The 24,426-nt window shown below is 55.0% G+C and carries 23 protein-coding genes and 1 pseudogene; 5 read left to right on the top strand and 19 right to left on the bottom strand.

Going from position 1 to position 24,426, the window contains the following annotated elements; genetic code table 11:
* Positions 1–13 precede the first annotated feature (13 nt).
* Positions 14–610, top strand: a complete 597-nt coding sequence (yfbR, locus tag ACLRGG_RS08140) for a 5'-deoxynucleotidase (RefSeq protein ID WP_416249246.1) — start codon at positions 14–16, stop codon at positions 608–610.
* A 53-nt stretch (positions 611–663) separates the two neighbouring features.
* Here yfbR and ACLRGG_RS08135 read toward each other — a convergent pair whose 3' ends face one another.
* The 4 genes from ACLRGG_RS08135 to yfbV form a co-directional block, all read right to left on the bottom strand.
* Positions 664–2,496, bottom strand: a complete 1,833-nt coding sequence (locus ACLRGG_RS08135) for an SLC13 family permease (protein ID WP_416249245.1) — start codon at positions 2,494–2,496, stop codon at positions 664–666.
* A 79-nt stretch (positions 2,497–2,575) separates the two neighbouring features.
* Positions 2,576–3,235, bottom strand: a complete 660-nt coding sequence (locus ACLRGG_RS08130) for a sugar phosphatase (protein WP_416249244.1) — start codon at positions 3,233–3,235, stop codon at positions 2,576–2,578.
* Positions 3,236–3,255: 20 nt separating this feature from the next.
* Positions 3,256–3,750 carry a YfbU family protein gene (locus ACLRGG_RS08125; RefSeq protein ID WP_416249243.1) on the bottom strand — a complete coding sequence of 165 codons (495 nt, stop codon included), beginning with the start codon at positions 3,748–3,750 and terminating at the stop codon, positions 3,256–3,258.
* A 150-nt stretch (positions 3,751–3,900) separates the two neighbouring features.
* Positions 3,901–4,353 (bottom strand): terminus macrodomain insulation protein YfbV, encoded by a 453-nt coding sequence (gene yfbV / locus ACLRGG_RS08120; protein WP_416249242.1) that lies wholly within the window; start codon positions 4,351–4,353, stop codon positions 3,901–3,903.
* Positions 4,354–4,680: 327 nt separating this feature from the next.
* Between yfbV and ackA the strand changes: the two genes are divergently transcribed.
* The 3 genes from ackA to ACLRGG_RS08105 all read left to right on the top strand — a co-directional run bounded on the left by ackA (position 4,681) and on the right by ACLRGG_RS08105 (position 9,545).
* Positions 4,681–5,883 carry an acetate kinase gene (ackA, locus tag ACLRGG_RS08115; protein ID WP_416249241.1) on the top strand — a complete coding sequence of 401 codons (1,203 nt, stop codon included), beginning with the start codon at positions 4,681–4,683 and terminating at the stop codon, positions 5,881–5,883.
* 159 nt (positions 5,884–6,042) lie between these two features.
* The gene (pta, locus tag ACLRGG_RS08110) at positions 6,043–8,187 is read left to right on the top strand and encodes a phosphate acetyltransferase (protein ID WP_416249240.1); all 2,145 of its coding nucleotides are present in this window, start codon (positions 6,043–6,045) and stop codon (positions 8,185–8,187) included.
* A gap of 356 nt (positions 8,188–8,543) precedes the next feature.
* On the top strand, positions 8,544–9,545 hold the full coding sequence (locus ACLRGG_RS08105) for a TIGR04086 family membrane protein (RefSeq protein ID WP_416249239.1): 1,002 nt from the start codon (positions 8,544–8,546) through the stop codon (positions 9,543–9,545).
* A gap of 476 nt (positions 9,546–10,021) precedes the next feature.
* Here the strand turns inward: ACLRGG_RS08105 and yfcD are convergent, their stop codons facing one another.
* Positions 10,022–10,561, bottom strand: a complete 540-nt coding sequence (yfcD, locus tag ACLRGG_RS08100) for an NUDIX hydrolase YfcD (protein WP_067705729.1) — start codon at positions 10,559–10,561, stop codon at positions 10,022–10,024.
* Positions 10,562–10,690: 129 nt separating this feature from the next.
* Positions 10,691–10,810: pseudogene (locus ACLRGG_RS08095) on the bottom strand (glutathione transferase); the annotation flags it as partial.
* A gap of 255 nt (positions 10,811–11,065) precedes the next feature.
* On the opposite strand from ACLRGG_RS08095, the gene ACLRGG_RS08090 reads away from it, so the two are divergent.
* A complete protein-coding gene (locus tag ACLRGG_RS08090; RefSeq protein WP_416249237.1) occupies positions 11,066–11,959 on the top strand; it encodes a TIGR01777 family oxidoreductase in 894 nt (297 codons plus the stop codon).
* Positions 11,960–12,149: 190 nt separating this feature from the next.
* On the opposite strand, the gene hisP is transcribed toward ACLRGG_RS08090, so the two are convergent.
* The 13 genes from hisP to ACLRGG_RS08025 all read right to left on the bottom strand — a co-directional run bounded on the left by hisP (position 12,150) and on the right by ACLRGG_RS08025 (position 24,405).
* Positions 12,150–12,923, bottom strand: a complete 774-nt coding sequence (gene hisP / locus ACLRGG_RS08085) for a histidine ABC transporter ATP-binding protein HisP (RefSeq protein ID WP_067705734.1) — start codon at positions 12,921–12,923, stop codon at positions 12,150–12,152.
* A gap of 8 nt (positions 12,924–12,931) precedes the next feature.
* Complete coding sequence (locus ACLRGG_RS08080) at positions 12,932–13,648, bottom strand: ABC transporter permease (protein WP_067705735.1); 717 nt, start codon at positions 13,646–13,648, stop codon at positions 12,932–12,934.
* Positions 13,645–14,331: a histidine ABC transporter permease HisQ gene (locus tag ACLRGG_RS08075; RefSeq protein WP_067705736.1), complete on the bottom strand. Its 687-nt coding sequence runs from the start codon at positions 14,329–14,331 to the stop codon at positions 13,645–13,647. The genes ACLRGG_RS08080 and ACLRGG_RS08075 overlap by 4 nt, the downstream gene beginning before the upstream one ends.
* A gap of 97 nt (positions 14,332–14,428) precedes the next feature.
* Positions 14,429–15,211 carry a lysine/arginine/ornithine ABC transporter substrate-binding protein ArgT gene (gene argT / locus ACLRGG_RS08070; protein WP_416249236.1) on the bottom strand — a complete coding sequence of 261 codons (783 nt, stop codon included), beginning with the start codon at positions 15,209–15,211 and terminating at the stop codon, positions 14,429–14,431.
* Positions 15,212–15,492: 281 nt separating this feature from the next.
* Entirely contained in the window at positions 15,493–16,062 is a 570-nt protein-coding gene (locus ACLRGG_RS08065) for a UbiX family flavin prenyltransferase (protein WP_067705739.1), read from the bottom strand.
* Between the two features lie 107 nt (positions 16,063–16,169).
* Positions 16,170–17,687, bottom strand: coding sequence for an amidophosphoribosyltransferase (gene purF, locus ACLRGG_RS08060; RefSeq protein WP_067705740.1), 1,518 nt, complete (start codon positions 17,685–17,687; stop codon positions 16,170–16,172).
* Between the two features lie 36 nt (positions 17,688–17,723).
* Positions 17,724–18,209 carry a colicin V production protein gene (gene cvpA, locus ACLRGG_RS08055; RefSeq protein WP_067705742.1) on the bottom strand — a complete coding sequence of 162 codons (486 nt, stop codon included), beginning with the start codon at positions 18,207–18,209 and terminating at the stop codon, positions 17,724–17,726.
* 549 nt (positions 18,210–18,758) lie between these two features.
* Positions 18,759–19,514, bottom strand: a complete 756-nt coding sequence (dedD, locus tag ACLRGG_RS08050) for a cell division protein DedD (protein ID WP_416249235.1) — start codon at positions 19,512–19,514, stop codon at positions 18,759–18,761.
* Positions 19,504–20,766, bottom strand: coding sequence for a bifunctional tetrahydrofolate synthase/dihydrofolate synthase (folC, locus tag ACLRGG_RS08045; protein ID WP_416249234.1), 1,263 nt, complete (start codon positions 20,764–20,766; stop codon positions 19,504–19,506). Before folC ends, dedD begins: the two co-directional genes overlap by 11 nt.
* Positions 20,767–20,827: 61 nt before the next feature.
* Positions 20,828–21,739, bottom strand: a complete 912-nt coding sequence (accD, locus tag ACLRGG_RS08040) for an acetyl-CoA carboxylase, carboxyltransferase subunit beta (RefSeq protein ID WP_067705746.1) — start codon at positions 21,737–21,739, stop codon at positions 20,828–20,830.
* Positions 21,740–21,884: 145 nt separating this feature from the next.
* Positions 21,885–22,550, bottom strand: a complete 666-nt coding sequence (locus ACLRGG_RS08035) for a DedA family protein (RefSeq protein ID WP_067705747.1) — start codon at positions 22,548–22,550, stop codon at positions 21,885–21,887.
* A 29-nt stretch (positions 22,551–22,579) separates the two neighbouring features.
* Positions 22,580–23,395, bottom strand: a complete 816-nt coding sequence (gene truA, locus ACLRGG_RS08030) for a tRNA pseudouridine(38-40) synthase TruA (RefSeq protein WP_067705749.1) — start codon at positions 23,393–23,395, stop codon at positions 22,580–22,582.
* On the bottom strand, positions 23,395–24,405 hold the full coding sequence (locus ACLRGG_RS08025) for an aspartate-semialdehyde dehydrogenase (protein ID WP_416249233.1): 1,011 nt from the start codon (positions 24,403–24,405) through the stop codon (positions 23,395–23,397). Before ACLRGG_RS08025 ends, truA begins: the two co-directional genes overlap by 1 nt.
* Positions 24,406–24,426: the final 21 nt, after the last annotated feature.

The following is a 24,426-nucleotide window of genomic DNA, read 5'->3' as shown; positions in this document are numbered from 1 at the left end:
AGGAAACCGTCCGATGAACCAGAGCCATTTTTTTGCCCATCTCTCACGTCTTAAGCTGATTAACCGCTGGCCACTCATGCGTAACGTACGTACTGAGAACGTGTCTGAACACAGCCTGCAGGTTGCGATGGTGGCCCATGCGCTGGCGGTGATCAAAAATCAAAAATTCAACGGTAGTCTGAACGCCGAGCGTATCGCACTGATGGCGATGTACCACGACGCCAGCGAAGTACTCACCGGCGATCTGCCGACACCGGTAAAGTACTACAACGCGCAGATCGCTCGCGAATACAAAAAGATCGAGAAGATTGCCCAGCTGAAGCTGATTGATATGCTGCCGGAAGAGCTGCAAGCCGCCTACCGCCCACTGCTTGATGAACACCAGCACAGTGAAGAGGAAACGGCGATCGTCAAGCAGGCCGATGCGCTGTGCGCTTATCTCAAATGTCTGGAAGAGCTTTCAGCGGGGAATCACGAATTCCAGCTGGCTAAGGCGCGGCTGGAAAAAACACTGACTGCCCGTCACAGTCCGGAGATGGACTACTTTGTGGCGGTCTTTGTGCCCAGCTTCAGCCTCTCTCTGGATGAGATAAGCCAGGAGTCTCTGTAATAAAGCCTGACGAATAAAGCCTGACGAGTAGGTATGGGTGCGGCGGCTTGGTGCTAAAAAGGAAACAGAACCGGCACCATCACTACGCTAACCACCATAATCAGCAGGGTAAAAGGGACGCCCACCATCACAAAATCACTGAATTTGTAGCCTCCCGGCCCCAGCACCAGCGTGTTGACCGGTGAAGAGACCGGCGTCATAAAGGCAGCCGAAGCCGCTACCGCCACAATCAGGGTAAAGGGATAAGGCGAGACCCCCATCTGATGAGCGGCCGCTACCCCTATCGGCGCCATAAGCACCGCCGTGGCGGTATTAGAGATAAATAAACCGATGGTTGCACAGAGCACGAACAGGCAAAGCAGCATCATATGCGGGCTGCGCCCCCCCGCGATGCCCATCAGCCCGTTTACGATAAGCGTTACCCCACCCGTTTTTTGCAGGGCCAGCGCAAATGGCATCATCCCAACAATCAAAATGATGCTGGGCCAGTGAATGGCCCGGTAGGCGCTCTCCATATCAAGGCAGCGAAATTTTCCCATCAGCAGGCAGGCAATCAGCGCCGCTATGGCGTTAGGGATCTCGTCGGTGAGCATCATCGCCACCATCAGCGCCAGAGAAAAAATCGCATGGGGCGCCTGACTGTGAGCGGGTGCAACGTCGTCAATCTCAGCGGGCAGGTTGAGCATAACAACATCATGCGTTTGCTGCTGCAACAGCCGGATCTTCTTCCAGTCCCCAATCACCAGCAGGATGTCCCCCTGCTCCAGCGGTAAATCAATCACGGAATCTTCATATAGCTGACCCCGGCGACGCAATCCCACCACGCTGGTGTCATAGCGTGTACGGAACGTGATTTCACGCAGCGTTTTTCCCGCCAGCGACGAGTCCGGCACGATCAGTACCTCTGCCAGCCCCACGTCCTGCGCGCGATCGGAGAAATAATCTCCCCGCAGGATCTTTGGCTCAAGCCGCTGTTCGCGTAAAAACTCGCGTAAGTCGGTGTCCGTAGCGGAGATATCAACCAGCAAAATATCCTGCGCCCGAAACTCAGTGGTACCGCTCACCGGAACCATCACCCGACGAAACTTGCGCCAGCGTTCCAGCCCGACCACGTTAATACCGTAACGCTCCCGAAGCTTCAGGTCATCCACCCGCAGGCCAATCAGCGGCGAACCCGGCCAGACTGCCAGCCTTCTGGCGCGCCCGCTCAGCTTATAGTCGCGGATGAGGTCCTGCCAGCTGCGACGGGGGTGCCGCAAAGCTTCACTCTCACTCTGCGAGGTCACCAGCCAGAAGCGCGCGATCATCATATAGCCGATGCCCAGCACCAGCGTGACCAGCCCGATGGGGGTGACGTCAAAGAAGCCGAAGCCTTTTAGCCCCTCTCTGACCAGCTCGCTGTTAACCACCAGGTTCGGTGGCGTTGCGACCAGCGTCAGCATGCCGCTAATCAGGCCGGCAAAACTCAGCGGCATCATCAGGCGGCCAGGCGATCGCTTCATCTTCGCCGCAACGCTAAGCACCACGGGGATAAAGATAGCCACTACGCCGGTCGAACTCATGATTGCGCCCAGTCCGGCCACCGTGAGCATCAGCAGCACCAGCATGCGCGTTTCGCTGCTTCCGGCCATTTTTATCAGCCAGTCGCCCATTGTAATCGCTACCCCAGTGCGCACCAGGCCAGCGCCAATGACAAAGAGCGCGGCAATGAGTATCACGTTAGGATCGCTGAACCCGAGGGTCGCTTCCTGTAGCGTCAGCGTACCGCTGAGGACAAAGGCAACGATGACCAGCAATGCGACGACATCCATACGCAATCTGCCGCTGGCGAATAACAGCACCGCCACCAGTAATAAACCAATTACCCAGATAAGCTCTTTAGTCACGACAACCCTCTGTACGCCAACGGGAAGGGTATAAATTGTGGCATAAAAAAACCCCGCATAAGCGGGGTTAAATCATCTCTTAGTGTTTTCTGTGCACATCAATCGTTCCGTCAGGATTCTTATGCACGATCAGCTCTGTAAGGGAGCTGAGCTGCATATCGACATCTTCCAGCCTCGGCGCGCCTGCAGGCGGATTGACGGCAACCACATGGCAACCCGCCGCCAGTCCTGAAAGAATACCGGCGGCGGCATCTTCAACCACGACGCACTCTTCCGGCTCCAGATCGAGCAGTTGAGCCCCCAATAAGTATGCATCCGGCTCCGGCTTGCCATTCTGCACCCGCTCGGCGGTGACCAGCACTTCCGGTTCGGGCAGCCCCGCCGCCTTGCGCCGTGCCGACGCCACCGGCAATGAGCCTGAGGTCACAATAGCCCAGGGAATGTCCAGCTCCTCCAGCGTAGCCAGAAGCTGCATGGCACCCGGCAGGGCGGTGATCCCGTCGGTATCCTCAGCCTCACTCTTCTCCAGAGCAAAAAATTCCTGCTGAATCGCCTCGTCTGATGCCCCTGCCATAAAATGGCGCAGTGAGGTGATTGCCTGCTTGCCGTGAATAAAATCCAGCACGTCATGCGCTGCAATACCGTGACGTGATGCCCAGCCTGTCCAGGCGCGTTCGACAACCGGAAGTGAATCCACCAGCGTGCCATCCAGATCAAACAGAAAACCTTTACACTTCACTACGCTCTTCCTTACCCAACTCAGGCGTTGATGATTTGCGCGATCTCATTCGCACTCAAATGGTACTGCCTTGGACAAGTGTGCCACACAGACAGCATCCGTTGGTACTTTTCCCACATCGGCGTCTGGGCATTAAAACCGTGAAGGCTGGAATCGAAGTGCGTATAACGCCCCTCCACATGTACCATAAATCGCACATAGCCAAGCAATTGCGCTTCTGTGGCCGCGTCAAAGCCATGAAACATCAGTCGGCGCGCTTCAATAACGCTGGGATCTTTCAGATTAGTCCAGGACACGTGCAGTGCGTGATGCATCTCCATAATATCGTTCAGCGTTCGGCACTCTGCTTCGCAGAGCGCACCGAACTCACGATCGAGCTCGCGCATTTGCAAACCATAGCCGCGCTCAATGATGGTCTGCTGACGGCGATAGCACTCAGCATTATCCGGATCGAGCATGCTCATGATTTTATACTGATTAGCGAGGATCAAGCGTTGGGGGGCGGTCATTTCCATTATGAACTCCTGCATAGGGGTAAAGAAACTGAAATCGGAAGCGCATGACTCAGGATCGCATAACCCGCGTACAGGTGGTATGGCAAGGTGACGGTTCTTTGATTCAGGCCGGGTTTTTCATGGCTTCAGGGCGTAAACCCCGCCTTAACATCAAAGATCGTCCAGAAAGGTCTTATCGAGCTGTCTGAATGCCCGCTTCAGCACGTCAGCCAGCGACTGATAGGTCGGTTTACCCTCAACGGGGGCAATAGCCTGCCCGGCTGCCTGCAACTTTTCACGAACCTCATGGAACCAGCTAAGCAACGCGGGTGGCAGTGGCGTAACAGAGCGCTTGCCCAGCCACCACAGACCCTGCATCGGCAGGCTACAGGCAAACAGCGCGGTTGCAATAGCTGGCCCCAGCTGCCCCCCAAGGGCAATCTGCCAGGTCAGAGAAAAGATGGCCAGCGGCGGCATAAAGCAAATGGCGAAACGCGTCGCGCGGGTGACTCTGTTCTCAGGAAACATTGGCGCAAGGCGCTTATCGACTGGCCACGTCTTCATATAATGCTGCCCGTGCTGGAACAGTTTTATCCAACCGACGCTACCTGATTCATTAGCCATAGCTGACCTCAATTCTGGAGAGATAAAATTAATAACATGCTTAAACAACTTTACACGACATTTTTCAAAAAATTTTGTCTTTAAACGGCGCTCTGGTTATCCTGTGCGCATTTGTTGACTACCTGTTGCAGGGTTGCTGCCGCATGACAGGCATTAGTGCATTTGAGCGGCAACAATCAAAAAATCGCGTAAATTTTCTGAGATTTTTTTGCTTTCGGACAAAATTTTCCAGGAGCATATTGTTCATCATTAATGTCCTGCTTTCATGCGTCACGCTGATAGTCCGGATCGCGTTTTTTTCGCCACTTTTAACTAATAGGACCTTCCATGTCGAGTAAGTTAGTTCTGGTTCTGAACTGCGGCAGTTCTTCGCTTAAGTTTGCCATCATCGATCCTGCAAGCGGTGAAGAGTATCTCTCCGGTTTAGCCGAATGTTTTCACCTGCCCGAAGCCCGTATCAAGTGGAAGATGGAAGAGGGCAAACAGGAAGCCACTCTGGGGGCAGGCGCCGCGCATAGCGAAGCCCTCAACTTCATCGTTAAAACTATTCTGGCACAAAAAACCGCCCTGTCTGCACAAATTACTGCAATCGGCCATCGCATTGTACACGGTGGTGAAAAACTCACGCACTCGGTCATTATCGATCGGGACGTGATTCAGGGTATTAAAGATGCCTCTTCCTTTGCCCCGCTGCATAACCCGGCGCACCTGATCGGCATTGAGGAAGCGATGAAAAACTTTCCGCACCTCTCTGATAAGAATGTCGCGGTTTTCGATACCGCTTTCCATCAGACAATGTCTGAAGAGTCCTATCTTTATGCCCTGCCCTACTCACTCTATAAAGAGCACGGCATCCGACGCTACGGCGCGCACGGCACCAGCCACTATTACGTTACTCAGGAAGCAGCCAAAACGCTGAACAAGCCGGTCGACGAGCTGAATATTATCACCTGTCACCTGGGTAACGGTGGCTCCGTCTCCGCCATTCGTAACGGTAAGTGCGTGGATACCTCCATGGGCCTGACGCCGCTCGAAGGCCTGGTGATGGGCACCCGCTCCGGTGATATTGACCCCGCCATCATCTTCTTCCTGTACGATACCCTGGGTATGAGCGTTGACGCGATCAATAAGATGCTGACCAAAGAGTCGGGCCTGCTTGGCCTGACGGGCGTGACCAGCGACTGTCGCTATGTAGAAGATAACTACGAGGCAAAAGAAGATGCCAAACGGGCGATGGATGTTTACTGTCACCGTCTCGCCAAGTACATCGGTTCCTATACCGCGCTGATGGAAGGACGGCTGGATGCGGTGATCTTCACCGGCGGCATTGGCGAAAATGCCGCGATGGTGCGCGAGCTGTCGCTGGCGAAGCTGGGCCTTCTGGGCTTTGAAGTCGATCACGAGCGCAATCTGGCTGCGCGTTTTGGTAAATCCGGCTTTATCAGTAAAGAGGGCACCCGGCCTGCACTGGTTATTCCAACCAATGAAGAACTGGTCATCGCGCGTGATGCCAGCCGCCTTACCGCTTAAGCACGTCTCCCGCCAGCGCAGGCTGGCGGCATTAATTTTGACACTAACAACTACATACCCGGTATAACGGGAGCAGTGGCAGAGAGAGGTCTCCGCGTGCCAACCCTGGCGCAATTACCGCCTGCCGCCGTTATAAAAGGTTAACAAGAGAGGTTTATCGTGTCTCGCACCATTATGTTGATTCCAACCGGCACCAGCGTCGGCCTCACCAGTATCAGTCTCGGCGTCATTCGCGCCATGGAACGTAAAGGCGTCCGTCTCAGCGTGTTCAAACCTATCGCTCAGCCGCGCACCGGCGGCGATGTTCCTGACCAGACGACCCTTATTATCCGTAAAAACTCCTCCATCCCGGCGGCCGAACCGCTACAGATGAGCCGCGTCGAATCGCTGCTGGGTTCAAACCAGCAGGATGTGCTGATGGAAGAGATCATCAAGCGCTATCACGAAAATACGAAAGATGCCGAAGTGGTGCTGGTTGAAGGGCTGGTCCCTACCCGCAAGCATCAGTTTGCCTCCGCGCTGAACTATGAAATTGCTAAGACGCTGAATGCCGAAATCGTTTTTGTTATGTCGCTGGGCAACGATTCGCCAGCGCAGTTGAAAGAGCGCATTGAACTGACGCAAAGCAGCTTTGGCGGCAGCAAAAATAAAAACATCACCGGCGTTATCATCAACAAGCTGAATGCCCCGGTTGACGATCAGGGGCGTACCCGCCCCGATCTCTCTGAAATTTTCGATGATTCCACTAAGGCCAGCGTCGCCAATGTCGATCCAAAGCAGCTGTTTGCCAACAGCCCCCTGCCGGTACTGGGCTGCGTCCCATGGAGTTTCGACCTGATCGCGACGCGCGCAATTGATATGTGCCGTCATCTGAATGCTGATGTGATCAATGAAGGTGATATCCAGACCCGACGCGTCAAATCGGTAACCTTCTGCGCGCGCAGCCTGCCGCATATGCTGGAACACTTCCGTCCTGGCTCTCTGCTGGTCACCTCAGCAGACCGACCTGACGTGCTGGTTGCTGCCTGTCTGGCTGCGATGAACGGCGTGGAGATTGGTGCCGTCCTGTTGACCGGTGGCTATCAGATTGACGAGCCGATCCGTAAACTTTGCGAACGTGCTTTTGCCACCGGCCTGCCGGTGTTTATGGTGAAAACCAATACCTGGCAGACCTCACTCAGCCTGCAAAGTTTTAATCTTGAAGTGCCCAGCGACGATACCCAGCGTATAGAGCGCGTTCAGGAGTACGTCGCCAGCCACATTGATGCCGAATGGATTGACTCGCTGACGGCAACCTCCGAACGTAGCCGCCGCCTCTCGCCGCCGGCTTTCCGCTATCAGCTCACCGAGCTGGCGCGCGAGGCAGGCAAACGCATTGTTCTGCCGGAAGGCGACGAACCGCGCACGGTTAAAGCGGCAGCTATTTGCGCCGCACGTGGCATTGCGACCTGTATCCTGCTGGGTAATCCGGATGAGATCCAGCGCGTGGCAGCCGTTCAGGGCGTTGAACTGGGCAAGGGTATTGAGATTGTTGACCCGGATGCCGTGCGGGAGAACTACGTACCGCGTCTGGTCGAACTACGTAAAAGCAAAGGCATGACCGAAGTCGTCGCTCAGGAGCAGCTGGAAGACAACGTGATGCTTGGTACTATGATGCTGGAGCGTGGAGAAGTTGACGGCCTGGTTTCGGGTGCGGTTCACACTACGGCGAATACCATTCGTCCGCCGCTACAGTTGATCAAGACCGCACCGAATAGCTCGCTGGTGTCATCGATCTTCTTCATGCTGTTGCCTGAACAGGTACTGGTGTATGGCGACTGTGCGATCAACCCGGATCCCAACCCGGAACAATTGGCAGAAATCGCCATTCAGTCCGCTGATTCCGCCACGGCCTTTGGCATTGAGCCTCGCGTGGCGATGATCTCCTACTCGACCGGTAATTCCGGCGCGGGCAGCGACGTTGAGAAAGTGCGCGAAGCAACGCGCATCGCTAAGGCGAAACGTCCCGATCTGATTATTGATGGTCCGTTACAGTATGATGCGGCAATCATGGCTGACGTGGCGAAATCCAAAGCGCCTGATTCTCCGGTCGCCGGCCGGGCAACCGTGTTCATCTTCCCGGATCTGAACACCGGTAACACGACCTATAAAGCCGTGCAGCGCTCGGCCGACCTGATTTCAATCGGACCAATGCTTCAGGGGATGCGTAAGCCGGTCAACGATTTGTCACGTGGCGCGCTGGTTGACGACATCGTTTATACCATTGCGTTGACGGCGATCCAGTCAAAGCAGGCTGAAGGCTAATCGGGTCTGAGTGTTCAATGACGGGTCGTTTTCGATCCGTCTTTTTTTAAAAGACGTGCTTAGCCGTTGAGCGGATTTTTAGCGGCAAAAGGTCGATCCTGGTCCCAAACTCCCCCTAAGAACATTCCACAATCCTATATTTTCACCTGAGACATTCATCTCCTTAAAGTCTTTTACTCATCCAGCCTTCCATTAACTCAATAATTACCAACAAGAATTTAATTTTTTATTTTTTTTCTGGTAGAAACAACCGATTGCGACCAGGCTTATCACCAGCAGGGCGTATTAGATAAAGTCATTAATAACGATGTTTGATTATGGCATCGAATAACTATCCGACTAAGGGAGACTTCGCAATGAGTGATACTCATATCCATCCGGTTTACAGTGAATTAAACACGGGTATACCGCTTAAGCGTATTTCGTGGAGCGCCGTTTTTGCAGGCGTTATCATTTCCATCGTTATTTATTTGCTACTCACTATTTTAGGTACGGCAATTGGTGCTACGACAATTGACCCGCTTAAAGAACAAAATCCGGTGGACGGTCTTGGTAAAGGCGCGTTGATCTGGACCGGCCTTTCAATGCTTATTTCTATCGCTGCGGGCGCGTTTATTACCGGTCGCCTGGCCCAGCGTGAAGGCGCGCTGCACGGCGTACTGATGTGGGCCGTGAATACGCTGATTTGCGTCTGGCTGGTGGTATCGGTATTAAGCAGCGCGGTAAGCGGTACGGCCAGCGTCATTGGATCCGGATTTAGCTTACTGGGTAATGGTATTTCTGCCGTTGCGCCTTCTGTCACTCAGGCAGCAAAGGATAAACTCCAGGAAAATAATATCGATCTTAACAATATCCAGAATGAGCTTGAAACCACGCTGCGTCAGACCGGTAAACCCGAGCTGCAGCCGGAGAATCTCAAGCAGGATGCCAACAACGAGAAAAATCACGCACAGAACCAGGCTGAAAATACCGCGACGCATCAGCAGTCAGCGGATACTGATTTAGCCAACTGGTTCCAGGGCGTTATTCAGCGCAATCAGTCAACGCTTCAGGCTGCTGACCTTGATGCACTGAAAAACATTATTAAAGCGCGTACAGGCAAAAGCGATCAGGAAGTCGATCAGATCGTTGCCCAGACGCAGCAGAGTTATCAGCAGGCGTATCAGAAATATGAAGAATTAAAGAAACAGGCTGAACAGAAAGCGCGTGAAGCCGGTGATAAAGCAGCCTCTGCTACTGCTAAAGCCAGCTGGGTGACACTTATCATTCTGCTGATTGAAGCCGTAATCGCAGGCTTCCTGGGCAAGGCCGGTCGTAAAAGCCAGCCGCATCAGGTGAATCAGGTAAATGTACATTAATTAATATCGTTATCCGCATTACCCGAAGGGCCAGCCAGCGAGCTGGCCCTTTTTGCATTTGAAGCAGGCTGAGGGAATTATGGCGCGATAAGGTAGTAAGGATCGCCTACGGGTAGGGTCAGGCGCGGGAAGGTTGTAGGGGTCGCCTACGGGTGACGGGCATTCCGCAGCGCTGCGGCGCAGACGGAGGGCCAGGCGAGGGCAGCAGGGATGCTGCTCTCAGGGAGCGGCGGGCAGGACGCCCGCTCGCGACCGGGCCGTCCGGCCTGGAGTCGGAGCCAAAGGCACCACGCGGAGCGTGGCGTGAGGACGCCCGGCGAACGCTGGGATTGTCCACCGGCTTCGCAGGTATTGCAGCCCAAACAACTAACCGGCAAACGCTGGGATTGCCCGCCGAAACAGCGGGTATGCAACTTGCGCGTCCAGGAGTTAAGCCCGGTCAACGCCGGGATTGTCCACCGACACAGCGTCTACCGCTATGCCTGTGCCTGCGACAGGGTACGTCCCTGCTCGTTATTACGGCTCAACCAAAGTGACAAAGCTTTTAAAGAATCATCAGTAAACTCGTCGCAGCGGGCGGTTATCTCTTCCGGCGTCATCCAGAAAACTTCATCGACTTCCTCTTCCTGCATCGCAAAAGGCCCATGCGATACGCAGCTGAACAGTCCTCCCCAAACCCGGCAGTGCTGATCCTCAAAGTAAAACAGACCATGCTCGGCGAAAGGAACAGCGGCAATACCCAGCTCCTCTTCGGCTTCGCGTCTGGCCGACTCAAGCATCTCCTCCCCGCTCTGCACCACCCCACCGGCAGTTGCATCAAGCATACCCGGCATAAAATCTTTGCTCTCGGTACGACGCTGCACCAGAATTTTTCCCATCCCATCGTGTACCACAATATAGGTTGCGCGATGGCGCAAACACTGTGCCCGCATCTGCGCACGGCTGGACTGTGCAATAACCTCGTTATCTTCGTTAACGATATCTACCCATTCCGTGCCGCGATCTTGCTCGACCATCCGTAACCCTTATTCGTTCTGGCGCTTTGCGCTCGTTGATTCGTGCCCGCGCAGTTTGCCACGAGCGACCAAAAATTAATAATCCTTCGATGTCCTTAACCGGCGTTTTTTAATGATTGTGACAGCCAGATCACCGTGAAGCGCCAGACGATTAATCATCACAGCCACATCCGTATCCACAATTGACCATTCCCCAAACAGATTCTGCTGACCTGCTACCAGTAAACGTCCGACGCCTGAAAAAAGCCTGTTGGCCGACATTAACGTTACGTTAGGGTAATTCATTCCCGGCTCCGGAAAAGATCGCGTGTGCATTCTGTTTACCCATTTTTTTACTGGAAGGCAATCGTGATCGGTGGGAATACCACGCAGAAAAAAAGAGAAATTCAAACCTGTGACGCTCTCTGCTCAAAAAGGATGTGCTTTACTGCACCCTGTGTCAGATTCACCTAAGCTAATAGCAGGCTGTTAGATGATTAACACCACTCTAAAAGGACACTCAGCATGCACATTTTACTGACGGGCGGTACCGGCCTGATTGGCAGCCATCTTATCCCCCGCCTGTTACAGCGCGGCGACAGCGTCAGCGTGGTCACCCGTGATGTGGCCAGTGCACGCAGCAAGCTGGACGGGCGGGTAAACCTGTGGTCAGGGCTGGAGCAGCAGCGCGATCTTAACGCCGTTGACGCCGTTATCAATCTGGCGGGCGAACCCATCGCCGATAAGCGCTGGAGCGACACGCAGAAGCAGCGGCTGTGTGAAAGCCGCTGGCAGATAACCGAGCGCCTTACCGCCCTGATACATGCCAGCAGTACACCTCCCTCGGTATTTATCTCCGGTTCCGCCACCGGCTACTACGGTGATGCTGGCGATGTGGTACTGACCGAAGATGATCCCGGCCACGACGAATTTACACATCAGCTCTGCTCGCGCTGGGAGTCGCTGGCGCTGGCGGCAGAGAGTGACCAGACGCGCGTCTGCCTGCTACGTACCGGCGTGGTACTGGCGAAAGAGGGCGGCGCCCTGAGCAAAATGAAGCTGCCCTTTAAGCTGGGTATTGGCGGGCCGATCGGCACCGGTAAGCAGTATATGCCGTGGATCCACCTTGAGGATATGCTAAGCGCTATTCTCTGGCTGCTGGATAGCAGCAGCCTGCGCGGCCCGTTCAATATGGTTGCGCCCTACGCGGTACGCAACGAACAGTTTGCCGCTACCCTGGGAGAAGCAATGCACCGCCCGGCCTTTATGCGTACCCCGGCCAGCGCGATAAAGCTGATGATGGGGGAGTCATCGGTATTGGTACTCGGTGGTCAGCACGTGCTACCGAAGCGGCTGGAGGAGTCGGGATTTGATTTCCGCTGGTATCAGCTGGATGAGGCACTTAAGAATGTGGTCTGAACCACAGGGACCACGACCTGAACGGTAACACCGTATCAGCCGACATACGCACACATACTGGCCCCAGGCGTCAGGATGCCTGTTTTCGTCGCTATGCGATAACTGCGCCGCATTCCGTATCATCCCGGAGCGCGGCGCGGAGGATCCTGTTAACTTTCAGCTAAAACCCTTACCTCAGAGCCAAACCCGTCTACTTCAGCACCCCGGAGAGAAACTGCTGCAGGCGCGGGCTTTTGGGATTATTGAACAGCTCGTCCGGTGGCCCCTCCTCCTCTATTTTTCCCTGATGCAGAAAAATCACATGGCTTGAGACGTGACGGGCGAACTCCATTTCGTGGGTGACAACCACCATGGTTTTGCCCTCCTCCGCCAGCTTCTGCATAATCCGCAGCACCTCGCCCACCAGCTCCGGGTCGAGCGCCGAAGTCGGCTCATCGAACAGTAGCACCTCTGGCTCCATCGCCAGCGCACGCGCAATGGACACGCGCTGCTGCTGACCGCCCGACAGGTGGACCGGATATTTTGCCCGGGCGCGCTCGTCAATCCCCACCTTCTCCAGATAACGGATGGCGCGATCGTGCGCGTCGGCTTTGCTCAGCCCGAGAACCTGCATCGGCGCTTCCATCACGTTTTGCAGCACCGTCATGTGACTCCACAGGTTAAAGTGCTGAAACACCATGGTCAGACTAGTGCGCAGCGCCCGCAGCTGCTCCTTATTGGACACTTTAAGCTGACCGTCGGTATCGCGCACCAGGTTAATGGTCTGGTTATTAACAGAAAGCGTCCCTTCGCTGGGTTTCTCCAGAAAATTAATACAGCGCAGGAAGGTACTTTTTCCCGACCCCGATGAACCGATAATACTGATCACATCACCGGCGTCAGCCCGCAGTGATACGCCCTTCAGCACCTCATGCTCACCGTAGCGCTTATGCAGTTCAGTTACGTTTAATTTATTTTCAGCCATAATTTTGCTCAATGAGTCGATGAGGGTTTAACGTGCGCCAGCCAGCGTTTCTCCGCCATGCGGAACAGACTAATCAACACATACGAGATAATCAGGTAGAGGATGGCGGCAATGCCAAACGCCACGAACGGCTGATAGGTCGCTGAGTTAATATCCCGCGCCACCTTCAGCAGGTCCGGTACGGTAGCGGTAAAAGCCAGCGCCGTGGAGTGGAGCATCAGGATCACTTCATTACTGTAGGCCGGCAGCGCGGTGCGCAGTGCGGAGGGCAGAATAATGCAGCGATAAAGTTTAAAAGGAGAAAAACCGTAAGCGCGGGCCGCTTCAATTTCACCATAAGGGACAGCACGGATCGCACCGGCGAAAATCTCGGTGGTATAGGCACAGGTGTTCAGGGTGAGTGCCAGCAGCGTACAGTTCAGCCCGCTGCGGAAGAACGCGTTAAGCAATTCGTTGCCCTTCACCACTTCCAGCGTGTACATACCGGAATAGAAGATCAGCAGTTGAACATAGAGCGGCGTGCCACGAAAAATATAGGTAAACAACCAGACCGGAAAACGCACCGCCCTGATGGGGGAAACACGGGCAATGGCCAGCAGTACGGCCAGGCATCCGCCCAGCACAACGGAAATAATCAGCAGCCACAGCGTGATCGCCACGCCGGAAAAGCGATAACCGTCCGTCCACAACAGGGCTTTCCAGTATTCCTGAATAATATCGATCATAAGTCAGCCCTTTTTACACCCACCGAATACCGGCGTTCCAGCCACCACAACACACCGTTAGAGAGCGTGGTAAATATCAGATAGATAATGCCGGCGACGATGGCAAACCAAAACGGCTGCCAGGTGCTTTTTCCCGCCAGCTGCGTTGCCTTAACCACATCTTCCAGCCCCAGTAATGAAACCAGTGCCGTTGCTTTCAGGATTACCTGCCAGTTATTACCGATACCGGGCAGCGCATAACGCATCATCGCCGGAAACAAAATGCGGCGGAAAGTTTGTGAAGAGGAGAAGCCGAACGCCGTCGCTGCTTCCACCTGCCCTTTTGGCACCGCCATCCAGGCCCCGCGAAAGGTCTCGGTAAAGTAAGCGCCATAAATGAAACCGAGCGTGATAATACCGGCCACCATCGGGTCGATATCAAACTGGCTAAGCCCCAGCAGGTCGGTAAGCTGGTTAAGGGCAATTTGCAGGCCGTAAAAAATCAGCAGCATCAGAACCAGATCGGGCACACCGCGAATGAGAGTGGTGTAGCCTTCAAAGATTATCCGCAGTGGACGATTAGAGGAGAGTTTGGCACCCGCGCCAACCAAACCGAGGATGACTGAAAGCAGCACCGAGCTGAGAGCCAGCTCAAGCGTAACCAGCGCGCCCCTGAAAATGACATCAGAATATCCATACAGCATAAGCATGTCCTGTCTTAAAATTCACTACGCGTTTTACCGACAGCAGGCCGGTAAAACAGGGGCCGCCATTTTCGGCAAGCCCCCCTGACAGGTTTTCTTAACCGCCGTACACGTCAAAGTCGAAATATTTTTTAGCCAGCTTGTCGTAGGTGCCATCTTTGCGCATCGATTCAAAAGCTTTGTCGATGGCCGCTTTCAGATCGGTTTCATCTTTGCGCATGCCGATACCGGTCCCCACGCCAAAGATCTTCTCATCCTTCACCGCCGGACCGGCAAAAGCAAAGTTTTTACCCGCAGGCTGTTTCAGGAACCCTTCGCTGGCGGCAACCTCATCCTGGAAAGCCGCATCAATTCGACCCGCCGTCAGATCCTGATACACCTGGTCCTGGTTAGCATAAGGCGTGATGGTTACCCCTTTTGGACGCCACTCCTGGTTTGCATAGGTTTCCTGGGTGGTCCCCTGAAGCAATCCGATGGTTTTGCCCTTCAGCGAGTCCACGGTTGGCAACAGTCTGGAGCCTTTTGGCGCAATCAGACGGGCATTGGCCGCAAACAATTTTTCAGAGAAGGCGATCTCCTGCTGACGTTTTTCGGTAATCGAGAGTGAAGAGATAATGGCATCAATCTTCTTCGCCTTAAGCGAGGGGATCAGCGCGTCAAAATCGCTCTCTACATACGTACATTTGGTCTCCATACGTTTGCAGATCTCGTTAGCGAGATCGATATCAAAACCGACCAGCTGCCCCTGGGCATTCTTTGATTCAAAAGGGGCATAGGTAGGATCGGTACCAATCCGCAGCGTCTTCGGTGCGGCAGCCAATGCGCTACCTGTGGAAGAGAGAGCCAGCAGCAGAGAAAGAGCCAGGACCTGCTTTTTCATAGATTACCCTCAGGATGAACTTTTATTATGGCGTTACGATCTGTACGCGCCGTTATGGCCAATTTTATTTGCAGGTTTCATGCCACTTTTACATGGGTGTGCCCCATGGATGCGCAACCCGGTCGCAACGCCCTGTAGCAGCGTAAGCGCCCGGATTCTGAGGAAATATATAGCAGATTTGTTGAGACGGAGCGGCGACAATGTTGCATTTTGGTGCATCAGATGCACGAAATGCGATTCAGCGCCCGCTATTGCACCACTATCGGGCAGCGACGCGGAAGTTATGCACCCTGCCAGCGCGTGAACAGATCCTTATCAAGTTCGATATCAAACTGATCGATTACCCGGTTTACCGTCTGATCGACAATATCCATAATCTGCTGTGGGCGGTGATAGAAGGCAGGAACGGGGGGCATGATGATTGCGCCTAACTCGGCTGCGCTGGTCATCATACGCAGGTGCCCAAGGTGCAGCGGCGTTTCCCGTACGCAAAGTACCAGCCGACGACGCTCCTTCAGCACCACATCTGCCGCGCGGGTCAGCAGCCCGTCGGTATAGCTGTGAACGATACCCGAAAGGGTTTTCATTGAGCACGGCAGGATAGCCATCCCTTCGGTCTTGAACGAACCGGAGGAGATGCTGGCAGCAATATCGCGCGCATCGTGAACCACATCGGCCATCGCCTGAACCTCGCGCAGCGAATAATCGCTCTCCAGCGCCAGGGTTTGTCGCGCCGCCTGACTCATTACCAGGTGCGTTTCCACCCCGCTGACCTGCTGCAATATTTGCAGCGTGCGAACGCCATAAATCACGCCGCTGGCGCCTGAAATGCCAATAATGAGTCGTTTCATGGTTAACCTGCTTTATTGATTGAAAGGCCAGCTTACGCCCGCCAAAAAAACAAATGGGCTGGAATCGCTTCCAGCCCATCAACTCTGTTGCACTGTCGCTAAGGGTATTAGCCTTCGTTGTGCATTTCCAGGTTTTCTACTTCATTCTGACGCGCCATCGCTTTGGCATCGTCATTGCGTAACGACTGGAGATACTCAAGATAACGCTGATCGACATCTTTGGTCACGTAGATACCGTTAAAGACCGAGCACTCAAACTGAACGATATCCGGGTTTTCTTCGCGCACGGCTTCAATCAGGTCATCCAGATCCTGGAACACCAGCGCATCCGCACCAATCAGCTGGCGGATCTCTTCCACTTCACGTCCGTGCGCAATCAGTTCCGTCGCGCTGGGCATATCAATGCCATAGACGTTAGGGAAACGCACTTCCGGAGCCGCTGAGGCAAGGTAGACTTTTTTCGCGCCTGCCTCACGGGCCATCTCGATAATCTGCTCAGAAGTGGTTCCACGTACGATGGAGTCATCAACCAGCAGGACGTTCTTGCCGCGAAACTCCGCGCGGTTAGCGTTCAGCTTACGGCGCACGGCGCTGCGGCGCTGGTGCTGGCCCGGCATGATAAAGGTGCGGCCAACATAGCGATTTTTAACAAACCCCTGACGATACGGCTTGTCGAGGATACGGGCGATCTCCAGCGCGATATCGCAGGAGGTTTCCGGAATGGGGATCACCACATCAATATCCAGATCTTCCCACTCACGGGCAATTTTCGCGCCCAGTTTGGTGCCCATACGCACCCGCGCACTGTAGACGGAAATTTTATCCAGGAACGAGTCCGGGCGGGCAAAATAGACGTACTCAAACAGGCAGGGATTGAATTTCGGGTTTTCCGCGCACTGGCGCGTGAAAAGCTGCCCCTTCTCGGTCACATAGACCGCTTCGCCCGGCGCAACATCGCGCAGGAATTCAAAGCCCAGAGTATCCAGCGCCACGCTTTCAGAGGCCACCATATATTCACAGCGACCGTCCTGCATGCCGCGCTTGCCGATAACCAGCGGGCGAATGCCGTTAGGATCGCGGAAAGCGACCAGGCCATGGCCAATAATCATTGCCACGCAGGCATAAGCGCCGCGAACGTGCTGATGCACGGCCGCAACCGCCGAAAATATATTCTCTGCTTCCAGCGGATAGTGCTGAAAACGATCCAGCTCCTGCGCAAAGATATTCAGCAGGATTTCAGAATCGGAGGTGGTATTCACATGACGACGACCACTTTCAAACAGCGCGCGGCGCAGTTCGTGGGCATTGGTCAGGTTACCATTATGCGCAAGTGTGATGCCGAAAGGCGAGTTGACGTAGAAGGGCTGCGCTTCAGAAGCACTTGAGCTTCCGGCAGTGGGATAGCGTACGTGGCCAATCCCCATATTCCCCTGCAAACGCTGCATATGGCGGGCTTCAAATACATCGCTAACCAGGCCATTTGCTTTACGCAGGCGGAAGCAATTGAGTGCATCGATGGTGACAATACCAGCGGCATCCTGCCCACGGTGCTGTAGCACCGTTAACGCGTCATAAATCGACTGGTTGACCGGCATAAAACCGGCGATTCCGACAATACCGCACATAGGGTCATTTCCTCATAAGCCGCAACCCCGGCTCAATTACCGGGGCAAAAAACTCGACGTGCTTTTCAGATAGTCAAAAAACCACCTGATGATGTAGCTGAACTGGGGGACCAGCTGGGACTGTTGCCAGTCCGGGCTTTTAGAAAAGCCGGTGAATGTATCAAGGAAGAACAGCATTGCCGATACGATCAGCACGCCGCGCAACGCCCCGAAACAGACGCCGAGTACCCGGTCAGTACCCGACAGCCCGGTTTTTTCAACCAGTGAACCAATAACGTAGTTGACGATGGCCCCGACTAACAGCGTGGCAACGAACAACACCGCAATAGCGATCCCATTTCTGACCAGTTCATCGTTGAATCCAGTGAGCCAGACGGCCAGGAAGGCGTAATAATGACTGGCGACAAAAAATGCGCATCCCCAGGTGACGAGGGATAAAGCTTCCCGAACGAACCCGCGGATCAGGCTGACCAGTGCCGAAAAACCGACAACCGCAATAATGACGTAATCTATCCAGACCATGAACTCTTCCAGCGACTGTGCCCCTGCCTCAGATCCCGCCTCTTGTTGCCTGTGAGAAACGTGCTTCACTATGCAGAAAAAGAGGACGTAACCGGAGTTCGGGGCGAATTCTAACAGAAAAAGAAAACGTTTGCGTACGGTTTTCCTTTGCCAGTTTAATTAAAATGTTGCGTAAAAATAATACGCACTTATGTCGTCTCTCATCCGCTCATGAGGATGCTGCACTCTGTTGAAGTAATCATTTGATTCATAATAAATAATGGGGCAACTGGAAGTGATAATGTAAGGGACTCAGGCGCGCGATTAACTGCTTTGTAAGGCTGAGGCTTTTATATTAACAGGTACAGACTAACAGTCCGCGGCGCTGAACAACCCTGCGCAATTCACAGGAGCCCTCAATGTTTCCTGTACCCTAATACCCACGTTGCTAACACTGTTCTTTCATCGCGAATACCAACGCGCTTAAGCTATTCCTTCATACCACGAGCATTTAAGCTGACCCGCAGCCCCCGGGATTATCCCTGATCCGGAGGTCTGCGAGGCGGGTTATCAGTGCGCGCTGTACGGCTTAACGACGCCGCCCAGACCCGAAATTCCCTGTAGCTCACCCACGGCGGCCTGCATTTTCGCTTTGGAGGCGTCGGGGCCGACATAAAGGCGGGTGATTTGCCCCTGGACCGGCGTTGACGGCTGAGTAAAGGCCCGATAGCCGGACAGACGCAGTTTCGCAACGATCTCATTCACCTTAGCCGCATTTTTCAGGGCGCCCAGCTGTACCACCCAGGCCTGGCCCGACGGCGCGGCTTCCGGCTGCGCTTTCTGGCGCGACTCCGCTACCCTGGTGGATTCATCCTCTGCGGCGGGCCGCGGCTTTTCAATCGGCTTAGGTGCGGGCTTTTCAGCCGGTTTCGGTTTTTCCACCGGTTTGGTTTTTTCGACAGGCTTCGGCTTTTCCACCGGTTTTGGCTGCGCTGCAGGTTCAGATGGCTGGACCGAAGGCGGCGCGACCACATCCGGCTCATTTACCGACTGCGGCGCCGTTGAACCGCTCTCAGCCTGTGAGCTGTTCTCACTGGTGCTGCCCATGGTCGCGGCACCTTCTGGCGGCTGGGCAGGCAGCGGCTGCGTCACCGACGGAACCATATCGGTTTCCTGCTGATCGCCCGGTTTTGGCACCAGCGGGATAGCCGCAAACTCTTCTTTATAGTGCTTCTTTTTACCGTCCAGCAGCCCTGGCAGCACGATCACCCCCAGCGCCACAATGATGATGGTTCCGACTAAACGGTTCTGAAACTTACTTGCCACTGCCGTTCTCCGCTTCTATCGTTTCCATTACCTGCGCAACGGTATGGAATGAGCCACATACCAGTACAATATCCTGCTTCGCTGCCTGCTTCAGTGCCTGGCGATAAGCGTCAGCCACGCTGAAAAACGCCTGCGCTCCTGGCAGATATGCCATCAGCTGTTCAGCCGTGGCACCACGCGGCCCATCAAGAGGCGCGCAGTACCAGTTATCAATCACCGGGCTGAGGCAGGCCAGCGTACCGGCAATGTCTTTGTCGTGCAGCATACCGACCACTGCGTGGATCCTGCCAACGTCAGGCAGCTCACCTAACCGTTCGGCGAGATAAGCCGCCGCATGAGGATTATGCGCTACGTCAAGGATCACCCGTGGCCCCTGCGCGACGGTCTGAAAGCGCCCCGGCAACACGGCCTTAGCCACCCATTCGCGCAGGGTAGCCTCATCCACTTTCAGCGGCGATGCACGCAGCGCAGCCAGCGCCGTCGCCGCATTGGGTAAAGGCACCTGCGGCAGCGGCAGCCCGCTCAGCGTTCCCTGTGCATCGCTGAACGACCAGCAGTGGGCCTGGGCGGTATATGACCAGTCATGACCCCGCCGGAATAAATGCGCCCCCAGTGAATCAGCCACTTCTGCGATAGTGTCCGGCATATCGGGCTCGCCCACGATGGCGGGTTTGCCGGCACGGAACACGCCCGCCTTTTCACGACCAATACTTTCCCGATCCGGCCCAAGCCAGTCGGTATGGTCGAGCGCGATGCTGGTGATCACGGCCACATCCGAATCGACAATATTGGTCGCATCAAGACGGCCACCCAGCCCGACCTCAAGGATCACCACGTCAAGTGCCGCACGTTTAAACAGCCACAGGGCGGAAAGCGTGCCGTACTCAAACCAGGTCAGCGAGGTTTCACCGCGCCCTGCCTCGATATCGACAAAGGATGCAATGTGCTCAGATTCGCCCAGCTCTTCGCCCTGAATGCGTACGCGCTCGGTATAGCGGACCAGATGGGGCGAACTGAAGACGCCGACGCGATAGCCGGCTGCTATCAGCAGCGTTTCCAGCATACGGCAGGTTGTGCCTTTGCCATTGGTTCCCGCGACGGTGAAAACAAAGGGGGCGGGGGTAAGCAGGTCGAGCGAGGTAGCCACGCGCTGAACGCGTGCCAGCCCGAGTTCGATAGCCTGAGAATGTAAATTCTCAAGATAATGAAGCCACGTGGCCAGGGGCGACGTGGCTTGAGGAAGATTATCCATGTGTCCCGTTCACAACGTTACGGTGCATTAGGGAAAGGGCTTGCGCCCTTTCGGAAATCAATCAGGCCTCGTGGCTCTGAGGTGCATCTTCTACCACCTCTTGCGGAGCATCTTCATGCGGCTCTGGCAGATTCATCATCTTGGCCAGAATCGTCGCCAGCTTAAAGCGCATCACCGGGCGGCGCACGATCATATCAATCGCGCCTTTTTCGATTAAGAACTCGCTGCGCTGGAAGCCAGGCGGCAGCTTCTCGCGAACGGTTTGTTCAATAACGCGCGGGCCGGCAAAACCGATCAGCGCTTTTGGTTCAGCAATATTCAGATCGCCCAGCATGGCGAAACTGGCAGAGACGCCACCCATGGTCGGGTCGGTCAGCACGGAGATATAAGGAAGCCCGCGCGCCTGCATTTTTGCCAGCGCGGCGCTGGTTTTCGCCATTTGCATCAGCGACATCAGCGCTTCCTGCATACGGGCACCGCCTGATGCGGAAAAGCAGATCATCGGGCAGTTGTCTTCCAACGCCTGCTCAACCGCACGTACGAAACGCGCGCCGACCACCGAGCCCATCGATCCCCCCATAAAGGAGAACTCAAAGGCAGCAGCGACCACCGGCATATCGTACAGCGTGCCTTTCATGACGATCAGAGCATCTTTTTCACCGGTATCTTTCTGAGCCGCTGAAAGACGATCTTTGTACTTTTTAGAATCCCTGAACTTGAGCAAATCTTTCGGCTCCAGCTCGCTGCCCAGCTCAACCATCGAGCCTTCATCCAACACGCTGTGCAGACGATCGCGACCATGCATACGCATGTGGTGATCGCATTTCGGGCAAACTTCAAGATTACGTTCCAGCTCGGCGCGGTAGAGAACCTGGCCGCAGCTGTCACACTTGGTCCAGACACCTTCCGGAATACTGGATTTGCGCGTTGGGGAGATTGTGCTCTTATTGAGAATTCGTTCAATCCAGCTCATTGATGACCTTTCTGTTTGAACCTGGCTAAACCAGTTTTCTTTTTCCACGCCGCCGCGGCAGCGCAGACCGTAAATGTCGCTCATTAAACCATAACCGCCCGACGCTGTGGATAAAAATCTGGCCGTCGGGCGCGAGTTTAATCCGTTACGACTGCGATTTAGGCGGCTTTGCTGCACGCCGGTGACGCAGAACCTCGATGACGCCTGGCAGAATAGAGACCAGGATTATCGCCACAATCAGATAATGAATATTCTTCTGCACCGCTGGCAGGTTACCAAAGAAGTAGCCCGCATAGGAAAACAGCAGCACCCAAAGCAGTCCGCCCGTCACATTAAACAGCGCGAAGTGGCGGTAGGACATTTTACCCATGCCGGCCACAAAGGGGGCAAAAGTACGAACAATTGGAACAAAGCGCGCAAGAATAATCGTTTTCCCGCCGTGGCGCTCGTAAAACTGATGCGTTTTATCCAGATAGCTGCGACGGAAGATTTTCGACGAAGGGTTACTGAACAGCCTGTCGCCAAATAAACGCCCGATGGTGTAGTTCACCGCGTCTCCCAGAATGGCGGCAATGCACAACAGCAGTGCCATCATATGCACATTCAGCGCACTGTCAGGTATTGCCGCCAGCGCGCCCGCCACGAACAACAGCGAGTCGCCCGGCAGGAATGGCGTAACCACCAGGCCGGTTTCACAAAACAGGATAAGGAACAGAATGGCGTAGATCCAGATGCCGTACTGCGCAACCATAGCCTGTAGATGAACATCAATGTGCAGAATAAAATCAATCAGGGTGTGAATCATTTCCATACTTGTTTCCCTAATACTTCGGACCAGGATTAATCCACGAGGAACAGCGGTCCCATCGGCGGACGAGGTAAATCATAGCGTTCGGGATAATCGACCGCCACCAGGTAGAGCCCTTCCGCCCTGCCGGTTGCGGCAGCCAGCTTGCGATCTTTTGCCGCCAGCAGTTCTGCCATCCAGCTTTCCGGCTGATTCCCACAGCCTACTTCCATCAGGCTGCCGACGATGTTGCGTACCATATGATGCACAAAGGCGTTCGCCTTGATATCTACCACCACGTAGGCTCCGTAGCGGCTGACGGTGAGGTGCATCAGGTTGCGCCAGGGCGTACGCGACTGGCACTGTACCGCGCGAAATGACGTGAAGTCATTCTCACCCAGCAGGCACTGGCCGGCACGCTGCATTTTTTCAACATCCAGAGGATGATAAAAGTGGGTCACGCCGCCGTGCAGGATCGCCGGGCGCAGACGCCGGTTATAGATAACATAGCGATAGCGGCGCGCCGTGGCGCTGAAGCGGGCGTGAAAATCATCCGGCACCGCTTTGACCCAGCGAACGGCAATGTCAGGCGGCAGGTTAGCATTCACGCCCAGCGTCCAGGCCGCATCCTTGCGCACCGACGTGGTTTCAAAATGTACCACCTGGCCGGTGCCGTGAACGCCCGCATCGGTGCGGCCCGCGCAGAAAACGCTGACCGGATGATTCGCCACCGCCGCCAGCGCTTTTTCCAGCTTTTCCTGGACGCTTCTCACTTCCTGCTGCCGCTGCCAGCCATAATAGCGGCTACCGTCATATTCAATGCCGAGCGCCACTTTATGTGACGGCTGCGGCAGTCCCGCGTCTGACATCAGTACAGATACTCCTGCACCAGCTTCTCGGCGGTTTTAATCGCCATCAGCGCACCACCAAAACGCACGTTGTCTGACACGGACCAGAACTGCACCATTTCAGGTATGCCGTAATCATTACGTACGCATCCCAGATTGAGCTGAGCACTCCCGGAGGCATCGCCGACCTGGGTGGGGTAATCGTCCTCGTCAGACAGCAGGATATCCTCCGCCTGCGCAAGCGCGTCTCGTGCTTCCTCAGCCGACATGGGCCGCAGATTTTCGATATGGACTACCTGTGCGTTGCCGTAAAAAACCGGCGCCTGAACCGTGGAAACGGTGATCGGCAGGCCTTCATCCTGAAGGACTTTCCGCACCTGATCGACCAGACGACGCTCCTGCACTACGCTGCCCTCGGCATCAGGCAGCAGCGGCAGCATGTTGAATGCCAGCTGGCGATCGAAAAACGTTTCCTCCGTCGGCAGGCCGTTGAGCAGGCGGGCGCTTTCTCCCGCCAGCGAATCTACGGCGGCTTTGCCGTGCGCCGAGGCGGCAATCAGGCTGGTGACCTGTAAACGACCAAGGCCAGCAACATCAAGCAGCGGTTTGATTGCGCACAGCAGCTGACTGGTGACGCTATCGGCAACGCTGATGATATTGCGGTTGCGGTAGTCGGCCAGCACCTGCGGGTTGACGTCCGGCACCACCAGCGGTACGTCCGGCTCAAGCGCGAACAGATCGCTGGAGTCAATCACCAGGCAGCCGCTGTTCGCCGCCTCATCCGCATAACGTGCCGAGGCCTCACGACCGGCGACGAAAAAGGCCAGCTGCACCTGCGACCAGTCAAATTCATTCGCATCCGTGACCAGCAGTGATTTGCCCTCGTAGCGCAGCGTTTCGCCCGCGCTGCGCTCGCTTGCCAGCGCATACAGCTCACCAACCGGGAACTGACGTTCAGCCAGTAATTCCAGTAAAGCTCTCCCTACTGCGCCTGTCGCGCCCAGTAGCGCGATATTCCAGCCGTCAGACATGTTGGTTTACTCCAGAAATGA

The organism is Erwinia sp. PPS120, from assembly GCF_047918655.1.
In the GTDB taxonomy this organism is placed as follows: domain Bacteria; phylum Pseudomonadota; class Gammaproteobacteria; order Enterobacterales; family Enterobacteriaceae; genus Erwinia; species Erwinia tasmaniensis_A.
This window is presented reverse-complemented; position numbering and strand designations above follow the sequence as displayed.